Source organism: Porticoccus sp. (assembly GCF_965660005.1).
GTDB lineage: Bacteria > Pseudomonadota > Gammaproteobacteria > Pseudomonadales > Porticoccaceae > Porticoccus.
On the sequence record NZ_CBFHYF010000019.1, the window covers coordinates 1 to 13348 of the forward strand.

The following is a 13348-nucleotide window of genomic DNA, read 5'->3' on the forward strand; positions in this document are numbered from 1 at the left end:
AAAATAAAAAAAATAAAGTTTCCTGCAAATATTGTAACTTTAGATCTTGAGTATTCTACAAGCATGAATAAAGCATTAGGTAGTTGTTGCAGGTTGCCGAGATGATCAACCAACCCCAGCTGTTTTGCTTTTTCACCGGTCCAGACCCGCCCCTGGGCGATGCCATGAATTTGCTCAGGAGTGCTGTTGCGAGCCTCCGCAACAATGGCCAGGAACTGATCGTAGACATGATTTACACCAAACTGGATAAGCTGTTTTGCCTGGGGTGACATGGGTCGGTCGAGACGATAGAGATCGGCCAGATTGGTGGTGCCAATGCCGTCGCTGTTTATACCCAGCACGGCCAGGCTGTTTTCAAACGTCGGAATCACACCAAACACCCCGATGGAGCCGGTGATCGTGGTGGGACTGGCCCAGATCTGATCCGCACCCATCGCCATCCAGTAACCCCCGGATGCCGCCACCGAACCCATGGAGACGATTACCGGGATACCCGACTGCCGGGTCAGCGCCACCTCCTGACGAATCACTTCGGAGGCAAACGCACTGCCACCGGGGCTGTCGATGCGCAGCACCAACGCCTTGAATTGCTGCTTGCGCACCTGCTGAAACAGTTTTTCCAGACTATCGCTACCAATGGTTCCGGCGGGATGCTCACCATCCAGAATCGCACCCCGGGCCACTATAAGCCCCACTTTATCAGTTGAAGGCAGCACCTGTGCTGCATGGGCTCGACGGGTATGGCTTAAGTAGCGATCCACCTCCACGGCCCGGTAGCCACCCTCCTCGTCACTGCCCGCCAGTACCTGCAATCTGGCCAGCATCTGGGGACGCGTCGACAGTTTATCCACCAACCCGCTGGCAACGGCCGTTTCAGCCGTATTGCCCCGGTGGTCTTCAAGCTTGCTCGACAGATTGTTGACATAATCATTGATGGCATCCACCGGCAACTCACGCTGTCTTTCAACTCGCTGGGTATACGCCGACCAGAGTGCATTGAGCCAGGCGCTGTTGTGCTCCCGTGAAGCGGGGGACATATCTGTGCGGGTAAAGGGTTCAATGGCATCCTTGTAACTGCCCACCCTGAACACATGGACATTGATACGAAGCCTGTCGAGGGCACCCTTGATGTAGTTGGGGTAGCTGCCGTAACCGGTAATCAGCACTGCACCCATCGGATTGAGATGGATCTCGTCGGCAAAACTGGCCAGGTAGTACTGTTCCTGAGTGTAATTGTCACCCACTGCAATAACCGGCTTGCCGCTGTCACGAAACCTGCTGAGCGCCTGTGCCACTTCCTCCAGTTTGTTCAGACCACCGCCAAGCAGATAATCCAGTTCCAGCACCAGCGAGGTAATACGGGGATCATCCGCTGCTTCATCAATGGCTTCAGTGAGATCGTGCACCAGCGTTTCCGCATCGGCCGGGCCACTCTGCTGCAACAGCTGGGTCAGTGGGTCCACATAGGTTTTCTGTTCCACCAGAAAGCCACCGGGGGCAATGCGCAGGGCCGCTTTCTCCGGCAGCGGTTCTACATCCTTGCGAAAAATACTGAGGACGAAGACCACCACAACCAGCAGGAACAGGATGTTGAGCAATATCTGCAGACCGCTGGCCAGCTTGCCGATCAAATCGAACAGCCGCCGAAAAATACCCGGTTTTTCACGACTCATGACTGATCATCCTGATACAGGGAGTATTGCTTCCAGCGACTGAACATCATGGCGGCACCAAACAGGATCACCAGCAACACCAGTTCAGCCACATCCAGCAGATTGGCGTTGGGGGCAAACAGGTTGCTGACGGTTACCATAAAATACAGCAGGGTGACGAAACACAACAGGGAGAGGGTTTTATAGTGCTCCCGACGCAGGCCCGGAATAAAGATCGCCAGCGGCACCAGGGTAAAAACCATCAGACTGAGCGGCGTGGCAGACCATAATCCGTTGGCCAGCAGCACCAGCAGCAGCAATCCATAACTGCCCCGGGTGAGCCAACGCGCAATCGAGAGCTTTTTCCCCAGGCGGGGGATAGCCTTGATGACTTTAGCCTCGGCAGCATGAACCTCGGCAGCATGTTCTGACTCTGTCACTGGCTCACCGCCAGTATTTTCACCAGGGCGGCCATGCGTTTGCCCTGGGCGAGGCACAGTTCGGTTTCTTCCGGGCTCAATGGCTGCGTGCCATCGCCGGCCCGGTGGGAGGCTCCGTAAGGTGTGCCACCGGTCGTGGTGGTATGCAGTGCCTGCTCACTGTAGGGCAGCCCCATCAGTAACATGCCGTGGTGCAGCAGCGGCAGCATCATGCTTAGAAGCGTGGTTTCCTGACCGCCGTGCAGTGAACCTGTGGAGGTAAACACGGCGGCCGGTTTACCGATCAAACTGCCGTTCATCCAGAGATCGCCCGTGCCATCGAGAAAATACTTGAGGGGTGCGGCCATATTGCCGAACCGGGTCGGGCTTCCCAGAATCAACCCGGCGCAGTCGGCAAGGTCTTCGCTGGTGCAGTAAATATCGCCCTCTGCCGGAATATCCGGCTCCGTGGCTGCACAGTTGGCAGATACTGCCGGCACGGTGCGCAGCCGCCCTTCCATGCCGCCCTGCTCAACGCCCAGCGCCACCTGGTGGGCCATGGCCCGGGTGTTACCGTAACGGGAGTAGTAAAGAACCAGTATGTGGGACATCAGAGAATCTCCAGTGCGTTTTCAGGCGGACGCCCCAGTGCTGCCCGGCTGCCATTAATGACAATGGGGCGCTCGATGAGCTTGGGATTGGCAACCATGGCGTCAATCAATTGTGTTTCTGTCAGAGACTCGTCTGCCAGATGATTCTCCCGGTAGGCGTCTTCTCCCTTGCGCAGCAATTGCCGGGCTGTGATACCGAGCTTGCCGAGAATGTCCTTGAGGGTTTTCCTGTCGGGCGGATTGTCCAGATAGAGAACGATATTCGGCGACAGACCGCGATCTTCAAGGAGGGCCAATGTCTGACGGGATTTCGAACAACGGGGATTGTGGTAAATGCTGATCATAATGTTTGTTAGAATAGTCCTGAGAAAAATACATTCTAGCTGCAAACCGGTGGACGGGGCCAGACAGACAAACCGGAGCAGGAGGACACCACCATTGAAACACAGTGCCATACGATTACTGACAACGTTATTAGTCCTGACAGCCATCGGCTGCAGCGACCGGGAACAGGGTTATGCCCTGCTTGATGGCGGTCGTATTGATTTCGACCAACTGCACGGCAAGGTAGTACTGATTAATTACTGGGCCGAGTGGTGCAAGCCCTGCCGCGAGGAAATACCGGAACTCAATGCCTTCCAGCGCAGCCACAGCGATCGGGTGCAGCTACTGGCCGTCAACTATGACGGGGTCACCGGGGAGACCCTGCAACAGCAGGCCACAGCGCTGGGAATAGACTTTCCCGTACTGCTTGACGATCCCCGCCAGCAGTTCAATGTCAAACCCAGTGGCGTACTGCCGGAAACGCTGATTATCGACGCCGCGGGCAATTACCGTCAGGTCCTGCTGGGGCCCCAGACCGAAGAAAAGCTGGCGGCACTGCTGGCAGAATTATCGAACGAATCAATAACTGAAAAATAACCGCTGTCGCCCCATGGGCTTCCAGCAGGCAACTACCAGCCAAACACCTGCTTCACAAACGGGATACTGAGCCTCCGTTTGTCCTGCAGGGAACGGCTTTCCAGTTGATCGAGACAATCCATCAGGCCATGCAGATCGCGCGCGGCCCGGTTCACCAGGAACCGTGCCACCCCGTCATCCAGTGTCATACCGCGTCGCATGGCGCGAAACTGAACCACCTGCTCGCGCAGAGCATCCCCCGGCGTCTCAAGTTGAAATACCGGGCCCCAACCGAGCCTGGACTGCAGGTCCGGCAGCATCAACGGCAGTTCACGCGGTGTGACATTGCCACCCACCAGCAGGCAACTGCCGGTATCCCGCATGCGATTGAGAAGCCCGAACAGGGCTTCCTCCCAATCGCGTCGGCCCGCAGCCAACTGGATATCATCGAGACAGACAAGCGGCAATTGCTCCAGTTCATCAAGCAGATCTGTCGGGGGGTACTCAAGCATGGCTGACAACGGCAGATACTGGACTGACAGTCCACGATCACTGGCAGCGTGACAGCTGGCCTGAAGCAGGTGTGAAACCCCGCTACCGCGATTGCCCCACAGATAAACAATCGGCTCTTTGCCATACGGCCACTGGTCGCGCAACAGGGTCAGCAACAGCTGCCGGCTGTCACCTTGAGCAACAAGAAAATTCTCGAACGTGGCGGCATCGTTCAGCTTGATAGGCAAGCTGAGCTGTATCGCCACTAGGGTTTCCTCCAGCTAAACCGATACTGCTCGGGTTGATCGGGTACCAACTCGGTGGCCCGGCTGTCGCGACGCAACATACCCAGCAACAGCGACGCCTCTCCTTCCACGGAAACACGCAAGCCAACCCGATCGGCATCCACATAGTCAACCGTCAGAGCCCGGACCGGCTTGAGGGACTCGATAAATTCGGTAGCCTCCCTGTACGCGCGAAAATCGTTGATATTATCCAGCTGAATGACCAATTCCCGGGCAATATCCTGGGGTACATAGGCGTAACGGCTGGCAAGTTTGTCCGCCGCAGCGGGGACTATGCCTGCGATCAGCTTTGGCAGGGAGTCAGCGGCCAGGCTATGCAGGCTGTCATCACCCTCCACATTCAACAGCCAGGCACCGCGCCACTGGCCGGCGGCGCTGCGATAGGCCCGCAGAATCAGCCAGGAATTCATACCGTAACGCTCCGCAACGGCTGCCATCCGCGCCTGGTCAAACGCCCAAGCCTGCTCTTCTGACAGCATCTGGAGGTCTGATAAATCGAACATCGGTCGCAACAGTGGCACCCCCCGATCAGCCATCAACTGGCTGAGGGCATCACCGGCATCCGGGAACTGTTCGCTGGTGACGAACTGTTTCCCGACAACGGGATCATCCACCACAATCCATACCAATAATGACGGACGCTCCGCAGGCCATATCTGCAACTGGTAACGCCTCAGCAACTGGTCTATTGCCGGCCCGGAATAACGGATATTGATCGCTCTCCCCTCTCTGGACGAGGCAGCTTCTGAGGCAGCTTCTTCAGTGGCCAACGGATCGCGATAGCCCACGTAACCGTACTCTGTCACATAGCGCCTGGCCTCCGCTGTGATACCATCCAACTGGGGGTTCAGGAGCACCTGGCTGTTGCCGGTCACCTTGATCAACACCTTGGCCAAGCCGGTTTTCAGCGCCCATTCTCTGGCAGCATCGCTTTGATCCGGCACCGGCACCCGCACCTCATAGAGATCCGCCACCGGGGCGGCAGCAATGGGTGAGCCACAGAGACCGATAAACAAGAAAACGGCAAAATTCTTCAACAACGAGAGGTTTTTCATGGTCGGGATTGTAACAGCAGCCTGCAAATAGGCACATTATCTAACTGCCAGCCGCTGCCTTTTTCATATAAAATATCCCACCTTTTCACCCACCACCCAGCAAGGCCAGCCAATGAGTCACCCCAAGCAACCCTCTCTCAGCTACAAAGATGCCGGTGTTGATATCGATGCAGGCAACGCTCTGGTCGAACGGATCAAACAGGTCGCCAAACGCACCCGCCGGCCGGAGGTTCTTGCGGGTCTCGGAGGATTCGGGGCCCTGTTCAGTCTGCCCAGCGGCTACAGGGAACCGGTGCTGGTATCGGGCACTGATGGGGTGGGGACCAAACTAAAGTTAGCGATCGACCTCGGCATCCATGACACGATCGGTATTGATCTGGTGGCCATGTGCGTCAACGATCTGATCGTATGTGGCGCCGAGCCACTGTTCTTTCTCGATTACTACGCCACCGGCAAACTGGATGTCGATACGGCTGCGGCCGTGGTCACCGGGATTGGCATGGGCTGCGAGCTGTCGGGTTGCTCACTGGTGGGCGGTGAAACGGCGGAAATGCCTGGTATGTATGAAGGCGAGGATTACGATCTGGCCGGCTTTTGCGTCGGAATCGTGGAAAAGTCCAACATCATTGATGGCAGTGCCGTGCATGTGGGCGATGCCCTGATCGGACTGGCTTCCTCCGGCCCACACGCCAACGGTTATTCCCTGATCCGAAAGATCATCGAAGTCTCCGGCGCAGATCCGCGCACAGAAATCGTCGATGGCAAACCGCTGGGCGAGTTGCTGCTCACGCCCACGCGAATTTATGTCAAAGCCCTGCTGGGGTTGGTGGAGCATGCACATGTACCAGTCCATGCCGTCGCCCACATTACCGGTGGCGGGCTGCTGGAAAATATTCCACGGGTATTGCCGGACAGCGCCAAAGCCGTCATCGACACCCAGAGCTGGCGGAGGCCCGCCATTTTTGACTGGCTACAACGCAACGGCAATGTCAGCGCCACCGAGATGCACCGGACCTTTAACTGCGGCGTCGGCATGGTGATCTGCGTCCCGCAGGATGCCGTGCAAACAGCACTGGATACCTTGCATATCGCTGGCGAGCAGGCTTTTGTCATGGGCAAAATTGCCCATGCCGATCCAGGCGAACAACGCGTTGAACTAGGACAGGTTGATTGACTATGAACACGAATTACAAACCAAGGCTGGCAATATTGATTTCCGGCAAGGGAAGCAATCTGCAATCCTTTATCGATGCGATACAGATGAACCTGATCGATGCCGAAATCGTTTGTGTGATCAGCAACAATCCGGACGCCCCGGGGCTGGAGAAAGCCAGGGCGTCCGGTCTACCCTGTCAGGCACTGGATCATCGGCAATTCCCTGACCGGGAAGGCTTTGATGCGGCACTGGCTGATCTGCTGGAAAGTTACAAGCCCAACCTGATACTGCTGTGCGGTTTCATGCGTATTCTGACCCCGGCATTTGTAGAACGCTTCGCCGGCATGATGATGAATATCCACCCGTCATTGCTGCCCAAATATCCCGGCCTGCACACCCATCAGCGCGCCATTGATGCCGGCGATACCAAAACGGGTGCCACAGTGCATTTTGTCACCTCAGAGCTTGATGGCGGCCCGGCGATTATCCAGGCCGAAGTCCCCATCCTTGAAGATGACACCAACGAAACCCTCGCCGGCCGTGTCTTTGAAAAGGAAAATCTGATTTATCCAATGGCCGTGCGCTGGTATTGCCAGGGCAGAGTGACACTGAGTAACGGCAGGGCCTGTCTGTTTGGCAGGCCCCTGCCCCCCACAGGATTCTCCTTCATGGGGTAGATAACTGAACGTTGACAACTAAACTGCATCTAAAAGGATCTGACAAACCGCCAGGGGAATATCAAAGCCAATGCCTAATACACTTCGTCATGCACCACCCTCAATCCCGCTAGCGGGCCTGATTCTGTTATCACTCTTTTCCGGCTTGTGCGTTGCCGCCGAGCCAAAAGAGCTGGCGCTGGTGCCTTATCATCTCGTTTACGATGCCACCATCAAGGGCATGGACATCAATGCAGAGCGACATCTGACCAGGGAAGGAGACAGCTATCGACTGGTAAGCAAGGCCGATACCCTGTTGGCCAGTATTACAGAAAAGGGTTCTTTCCAGATGGATCCGACGGGCAAGTTGCTGGGGCAACAGTACACTTATGAGCGCAATATCTTCGGCATCAGGAAAGATGAGTCATTGACCTATGACCGGGCAGCCGAGGTTGCCAATTATCAGTCAAAAAAGAAACAACGACAGATCAAACTGGACGGCGACTACTTCAACAAGCTTACCTACCAGATCCAGTTACAAAGGGATCTGATCAATGGATCTACCCCCTTGCACTACCAGGTGATTGACCGCGGCAAAATAAAGCTGTACAACTTCGAGATCATGGGTGAGGAGATTGTGGATACCGCACTGGGCCCGATCAATGCCGTCAAGGTTCACCGCATCCGCAAAGGCAGTGACCGTGAAACCTATATGTGGTTTGCCCCGCAAATGAACTATCTGCTGGTACAGATCTGGCAGAATGAAGATGGCGACGATCACCGGATCACCCTCAAAGAGGGGACACTGGACAACAAACCCATCACCGCTGGCAACCACTAGCGCCAGGAGAATGCCCAACGTGACAACACCAGACATTGGCGGCAAGACCCCGATCATCGAGACGGTCACAGAAGGGCAGACGTACTGGTGGTGTGCCTGCGGCAAAAGTGCCAGCCAACCGTTCTGCGACGGTTCTCACGAAGGGACCTCTTTTGAACCCACACCCTGGCAGGCTACCAGAACCGGCAAAGTGGCTTTCTGCACTTGCAAACGCACTGCCACACCACCGCTTTGTGATGGCTCCCATACACAGCTGAGCAAGGAGTAACGAATGGAAGTTTACCCCGACGAGCGTCCGGAAAGAGAGGCCCCCGAAAATAAAGCTGTGGTTTGGATCGGTCTTGTTATTGTGCTGGCAGGTCTGGCATTGCTAAGTTACTTTTTCCTCCAGCCAGGGGATGAAACCCCTGTCACTGTTGCTGCGCCAGAAACCGGTGCACCCGTATTGCCAACCCCGCCATCGGCCAACTCGAACCCGATAGCGGCGATAGAGGAAACCGTCGCCAAACAACCACCGCAACCGGCAGCATCGGAACTGCCGTCACTGGACGACAGCGATGAATTCGCCCGCAAGCAACTCGCCGCGCTGACCTCCGATGGCAAGCTGAATCAGTGGTTTCCCGCCAATCACATCGTCCACCGCGCTACCAGCCTGCTGGATGGGCTCTCGCGCGGTGATGTGCTGCGCAAAATGCTCAACATCCCCACCCCAAAAGACAGTTTTTCGATCGCCCAGGAGGGGCAAAAGCGCTCGATCAGTCCGACCAACTATCAGCGCTACAACTACCTGGTCAACACCCTCGAAGCCATAGACAACGCGCAGCTGATCAAGCTGTTTCATCTGCTTCGGCCGTTGCTTGAACAGGCCTACGGCGAGCTCGGCTACCCGCCTGAAGCTGTGGACAAGGCTGTGATCAGTGCTCTCGACCAGGTTCTGGCCACCCCGCTCCCTCTACAACCCATCTACCTGATTCAGGATTCGGTACAGTACAAATACGCGGACCCAAAACTGGAAGCGCTGCCTGGCCTGCAAAAGCAGCTGATCCGTATGGGCCCGGAACACACCCGGCGGATTCAGGATAAAGCCAGAGCACTTCGGGGCAGTTTGCTGGCAGACTAGCCCACCAGTCGGCCATTGACCTGACGCCACTACCGGCACGATTTTTGCTGTCCAAGGATGTATGGCAGACCTCAACCTCTATACTGTTCACTCATCCAGCAGACTACAGCGCGAACCCTTATTGGAAATGCTGTTGTCCGAGCTCGATGGCATGGTCTACTGCTGCCGACAGGACGAGCACTGGACCATGGACTTTGTCAGCGAGGGCTGCCTGAAACTCACCGGCTACCCGGCAAGAGACCTGTTGCTCAACAGCCGGATTTCCTATGAGGAAATCACGCACATCGATGATCGCAAACGGGTGCGAAACGCGATCGACCATGCACTAAAAAAAGGCATTTCCATCAATGTCGAATACCGTATCTACCATGCGGATGGCAGTGTGCGCTGGGTCTGGGAGAGGGGTCAGGGTGTATCCATGGATGGCTACCCAGGTGCACTGCACGGCTTTATTCAGGATATTACCCAACGCCACGCGAATGAAGAAGCCATGGTTGAGGCCGAGCATCGCTATCGAAGCATCTTTGAAAATGCGATTGAGGGTATTTTTCAGACCACAACCGATGGCTACTATCTAAACGTCAATCCGGCACTGGCAACGATTTACGGTTACGAAACAACCGCTGAATTGCAGCAGGCACTGAAGGATATCAGCCAGCAGTTGTATGTCGATCCCGGCAGGCGGGCAGAATTTGTACAACTCATGCAAAGTAACGGCGGTGTCAAAAGTTTTGAGTCACAGGTGTACAGAAAAGACGGCTCTGTGATCTGGATTTCGGAAAATGCGCGCACGGTATATGGGCCGGACCAGCGCCTGCTGTATTTCGAAGGTTCGGTGGAAGATATTACCGAGCGGAAATACTATGAACAGCGCATTTCTCATCAGGCCACCCACGACAGCCTGACCGACTTGCCCAACCGGCTTTTACTGCTCGACCGATTACAGCAACTGACAAAAAATGGCCGACGGGGTAACAGCGAGCTGGCCGTGGTATTGCTCGATCTGGACCTGTTCAAAAATGTCAACGACAGTCTCGGTCATGCCGCGGGTGATCGCCTGATCGAGGCGATTGCCGACCGGTTGCGCAAATGCATTCGCGATGGTGATACGGTGGCGCGTATCGGCGGTGACGAATTTGTGCTGCTACTGGCCTATCCCCCTGACAATACCGACCACAAGGCGAGCACAAACCCCCTGTCACATCTGGTCAAACGCATACTCGACATCGTGCAGGCACCCTGCCGTGTTGCGAACCGGGATATCGAGGTGTCCTGCAGTGTCGGCATCAGCGCGGCAACGCCCATGATCGGCCGCGATATGACTCTTGAGAGTGAGCATCAGTCCCCGGGCAGGGCACTGATGCAATTTGCGGATTATTTTGCCCTGCTACAGGGTCGGGAAGTGACCATCCTGCGGCCAAGGCAGACCGCCCTGAGTGGCGTCTATGATCCCGCGGTCCGGCAACTGCAGCTCACCGGCGAGGCCACTGACAGTGACACCCGCGAAGCACTGGCCCATGCGCTACTGCCCTCCTGGCTGTACCGGCAACAACGCTATGATATGCCACAACAGCCGCTGGTGTTGAAGACCACGGGTGCTGGTAAAGAGAACGGGGAAATACTGACCAGTGGTAGCTGAAGGTCAGGGGGTACCGGACGGTCATCGGCCAGCTGGGAAATCGGTATCAAAAGCCCAGTGTGTGGCCCCAGTCTTCCATGTCGAGAAAACCGTGGACCTGCAACTTGTTTTCCGGGCCATGACTGAAGAACAGGGAGGTGCCGTATTCAGGGGTTTCACTGGCATATCCCAGAGACTTCTCAAAGCTGTCGATACAACTGCTGTGGGTCACCAGAATCAGGTTTTTGCCCGGCGTCTTTTTTGCCAGCGCATCCTTGAAGATGGTTTTCTTACACTTGAACAGCCAGTCCTGATCAAAACCGCGATCGCCAAACACAATACCCTCGGTCTCGGCAGCGCGGGGCAACGGGCTGTTGTAGACCTCGGTGTTAAGCAACCCGAGTCGGTAAAAGTCCTCTGCCAGCGCCTCGCCCTCATCAACGGATCGTGCTGTAATCCCGTCGGCACCTGTCAGGCAAGGCGAATCCCCGCGGTCACAACGCTCCAGATGCCGAACCAACACAATCACTTCGCCCTTCTGCCATTGCGCTCTGAGGGTGGGGACTTCGTGGCGGTTCTCTTCCGACAGGTCGCCAATCGCAGGGGCCTCAAAGACAATAACAGCCAAAGCGATCACGACCAGAGCCGGAACCGCGCCAAGCCATCCGCGCCGGTTAGTGGCAATTGGGGCATCTGTATTCATATCGGTATCCGCTGAACATTGGTGGATTTCTTAAGGATGCACCGACCGTAACAGATTTATTGTGCCATTTGTATGACAACGAGAAGACGCCCTCAAAGCAAGCCAGGGCAAATCGTTTACCCCAGTAACACCTTAAAACCGATTAAAATCAGTATCACGCCACCAAAAAGCTCCGCTTTGCTCTCCAGCCAGGTACCACTTTTGATACCCACAAAAACCCCGAGCACGCTGAACAGAAAGGTGGTCGCACCAATGATGAAACAGGCGAGTAGCGGCCCTACATCCAGTAAGGTCAGGGCAAAGCCGGCGGCCATGGCATCAATGCTGGTGGCAATAGCCAGAATCAGCATTACCCGATGGGTGATCTTGGTAATATCCTCCTCAATACCTTCGGCAAAGGATTCGTAAATCATCTTGCCGCCAATCAACAGCAGCAGAAAAAATGCCACCCAGGGAGCAAAGGCCTCGATCCAGCCCAACACGCCCCTGCCACCCAAATAGCCGATCATCGGCATCAGCGCCTGGAAAATACCGAAATAGGCGCCGGCCATCAATGCCAGCGCGATGGCTTTGCCCCTGTGCTTTGAACCAAGACCAATGGACACAGCAAACGCATCCATACTCAAGGCAACGGCAAGGAACAGGACTTCAATCATGTCAAACAACTCCCCGGGATTCAGATGGGCCCAGCGGCATGAAGCACTGAACGAGTAGTCGGATAATCCGGCCAGACAGGTTAATATTCAGGGGTTAAACCTCACTACTAGAATAATATTATGTATCTGATTCTGAAAAACACCCACGTCGCGCTCGCCCTGCTCAACATCACCCTGTTTGTTGTCCGGGCCGTCTGGTCGGTCAATGCATCACCACAACTGCAACAAACGTGGGCCAGAATCGTGCCGCATATTATCGATACCCTGCTGCTGGCTTCCGCGGTATATCTGATGATTGCCAGCCAGCAATATCCGTTTGCCGACAACTGGCTGACCGCCAAACTGGTCGCCCTGCTCGTCTATATCGGATTGGGAACCTGTGCCATCAAACGCGGCCGAACTGCGGGTAGCCGGTTGTTGTTCAGCCTGATGTCCGTGACAGTTTTCTGCTATATTTTTGCCGTGGCAGTGACTCATTCACCCTCACTGTAAAAACACACAGACCTAGGGCGGGGCTTTGCAGCCCTGTGTTTGTCAGGCCTTCGGCAAGGTAACCCCGCGTTGCCCCTGGTATTTGCCACCCCGATCCGCATAGGAGGTTTCACAGGCCTCATCGGATTCAAAAAACAGCATCTGTGCAACACCTTCATTGGCATAGATTTTTGCCGGCAGGCTGGTGGTGTTGGAAAATTCCAGCGTCACGTGCCCCTCCCACTCCGGTTCCAGCGGGGTGACATTGACAATAATGCCACAACGGGCATAGGTGGATTTTCCGAGACAAATGGTCAGCACATTGCGTGGTATGCGGAAGTATTCGATGGTGCGGGCGAGAGCAAAGGAATTGGGCGGGATAATGCAGGAATCCCCTTTTACATCCACAAAGGCATCGGAATCAAAGTTCTTCGGATCAACTATTTTGGAATAGACGTTAGTGAAAATCTTGAAATCATCGGCACAGCGCACGTCGTAGCCATAGCTCGATACCCCGTAGGAAATCACTTTCTGGCCATTGGGATCGGGTTGTCGAACCTGCGTCCCCTGAAACGGCTCGATCATGCCGTGCTCTTTGGACATACGGGTAATCCACTTGTCGGATTTGATGCTCATAATGTGATGCTCTCAGGTATAGCCAGCGACTCAGGGGTTCACAGACAACCACCAGAG

The 13348-nt window shown here is 55.5% G+C and carries 17 protein-coding genes; 8 read left to right on the forward strand and 9 right to left on the reverse strand.

Annotated elements, in window-relative coordinates; translation table 11 throughout:
* The 4 genes from sppA to arsC all read right to left on the reverse strand — a co-directional run.
* A partial coding sequence (gene sppA / locus ACTF5G_RS05895) for a signal peptide peptidase SppA (protein ID WP_438951895.1) occupies positions 1–1673 on the reverse strand: 1673 nt, incomplete at its 3' end.
* The gene (locus tag ACTF5G_RS05900; RefSeq protein ID WP_438951896.1) at positions 1670–2092 is read right to left on the reverse strand and encodes a DUF2069 domain-containing protein; all 423 of its coding nucleotides are present in this window, start codon (positions 2090–2092) and stop codon (positions 1670–1672) included. The genes sppA and ACTF5G_RS05900, both read right to left, overlap by 4 nt.
* Positions 2089–2682 (reverse strand): NAD(P)H:quinone oxidoreductase, encoded by a 594-nt coding sequence (wrbA, locus tag ACTF5G_RS05905; protein ID WP_438951897.1) that lies wholly within the window; start codon positions 2680–2682, stop codon positions 2089–2091. The genes ACTF5G_RS05900 and wrbA overlap by 4 nt, the downstream gene beginning before the upstream one ends.
* Complete coding sequence (gene arsC / locus ACTF5G_RS05910) at positions 2682–3026, reverse strand: arsenate reductase (glutaredoxin) (protein WP_438951898.1); 345 nt, start codon at positions 3024–3026, stop codon at positions 2682–2684. The genes wrbA and arsC overlap by 1 nt, the downstream gene beginning before the upstream one ends.
* Positions 3027–3120: 94 nt before the next feature.
* Here arsC and ACTF5G_RS05915 point away from each other — a divergent pair, with 94 nt between their 5' ends.
* On the forward strand, positions 3121–3603 hold the full coding sequence (locus ACTF5G_RS05915) for a TlpA family protein disulfide reductase (protein ID WP_438951899.1): 483 nt from the start codon (positions 3121–3123) through the stop codon (positions 3601–3603).
* A 32-nt stretch (positions 3604–3635) separates the two neighbouring features.
* Here ACTF5G_RS05915 and hda read toward each other — a convergent pair whose 3' ends face one another.
* Together hda and ACTF5G_RS05925 are read right to left on the reverse strand one after the other, a co-directional pair.
* Positions 3636–4340: a DnaA regulatory inactivator Hda gene (gene hda / locus ACTF5G_RS05920; protein ID WP_438951900.1), complete on the reverse strand. Its 705-nt coding sequence runs from the start codon at positions 4338–4340 to the stop codon at positions 3636–3638.
* Complete coding sequence (locus ACTF5G_RS05925) at positions 4340–5461, reverse strand: DUF2066 domain-containing protein (RefSeq protein ID WP_438951901.1); 1122 nt, start codon at positions 5459–5461, stop codon at positions 4340–4342. Before ACTF5G_RS05925 ends, hda begins: the two co-directional genes overlap by 1 nt.
* Positions 5462–5546: 85 nt before the next feature.
* Between ACTF5G_RS05925 and purM the strand changes: the two genes are divergently transcribed.
* From purM to ACTF5G_RS05955, 6 genes are all read left to right on the forward strand, one after another.
* Positions 5547–6608 carry a phosphoribosylformylglycinamidine cyclo-ligase gene (gene purM / locus ACTF5G_RS05930; RefSeq protein WP_438951902.1) on the forward strand — a complete coding sequence of 354 codons (1062 nt, stop codon included), beginning with the start codon at positions 5547–5549 and terminating at the stop codon, positions 6606–6608.
* Between the two features lie 2 nt (positions 6609–6610).
* Positions 6611–7267, forward strand: coding sequence for a phosphoribosylglycinamide formyltransferase (purN, locus tag ACTF5G_RS05935; RefSeq protein ID WP_438951903.1), 657 nt, complete (start codon positions 6611–6613; stop codon positions 7265–7267).
* A 70-nt stretch (positions 7268–7337) separates the two neighbouring features.
* A complete protein-coding gene (locus ACTF5G_RS05940) occupies positions 7338–8087 on the forward strand; it encodes a DUF3108 domain-containing protein (RefSeq protein ID WP_438951904.1) in 750 nt (249 codons plus the stop codon).
* Between the two features lie 19 nt (positions 8088–8106).
* Complete coding sequence (locus ACTF5G_RS05945; protein WP_438951905.1) at positions 8107–8355, forward strand: CDGSH iron-sulfur domain-containing protein; 249 nt, start codon at positions 8107–8109, stop codon at positions 8353–8355.
* A 3-nt stretch (positions 8356–8358) separates the two neighbouring features.
* Entirely contained in the window at positions 8359–9207 is an 849-nt protein-coding gene (locus ACTF5G_RS05950; protein WP_438951906.1) for a DUF3014 domain-containing protein, read from the forward strand.
* A gap of 61 nt (positions 9208–9268) precedes the next feature.
* On the forward strand, positions 9269–10846 hold the full coding sequence (locus ACTF5G_RS05955) for a sensor domain-containing diguanylate cyclase (RefSeq protein WP_438951907.1): 1578 nt from the start codon (positions 9269–9271) through the stop codon (positions 10844–10846).
* Positions 10847–10892: 46 nt separating this feature from the next.
* On the opposite strand, the gene ACTF5G_RS05960 is transcribed toward ACTF5G_RS05955, so the two are convergent.
* Both ACTF5G_RS05960 and ACTF5G_RS05965 read right to left on the reverse strand, forming a co-directional pair.
* Positions 10893–11528 carry a hypothetical protein gene (locus ACTF5G_RS05960; protein WP_438951908.1) on the reverse strand — a complete coding sequence of 212 codons (636 nt, stop codon included), beginning with the start codon at positions 11526–11528 and terminating at the stop codon, positions 10893–10895.
* A gap of 116 nt (positions 11529–11644) precedes the next feature.
* On the reverse strand, positions 11645–12184 hold the full coding sequence (locus ACTF5G_RS05965) for a manganese efflux pump MntP (protein WP_438951909.1): 540 nt from the start codon (positions 12182–12184) through the stop codon (positions 11645–11647).
* A 120-nt stretch (positions 12185–12304) separates the two neighbouring features.
* Here ACTF5G_RS05965 and ACTF5G_RS05970 point away from each other — a divergent pair, with 120 nt between their 5' ends.
* Positions 12305–12676 carry a SirB2 family protein gene (locus tag ACTF5G_RS05970; protein ID WP_438951910.1) on the forward strand — a complete coding sequence of 124 codons (372 nt, stop codon included), beginning with the start codon at positions 12305–12307 and terminating at the stop codon, positions 12674–12676.
* A 42-nt stretch (positions 12677–12718) separates the two neighbouring features.
* Here the strand turns inward: ACTF5G_RS05970 and dcd are convergent, their stop codons facing one another.
* Positions 12719–13291 (reverse strand): dCTP deaminase, encoded by a 573-nt coding sequence (dcd, locus tag ACTF5G_RS05975; RefSeq protein WP_438951911.1) that lies wholly within the window; start codon positions 13289–13291, stop codon positions 12719–12721.
* Positions 13292–13348 lie beyond the last annotated feature (57 nt).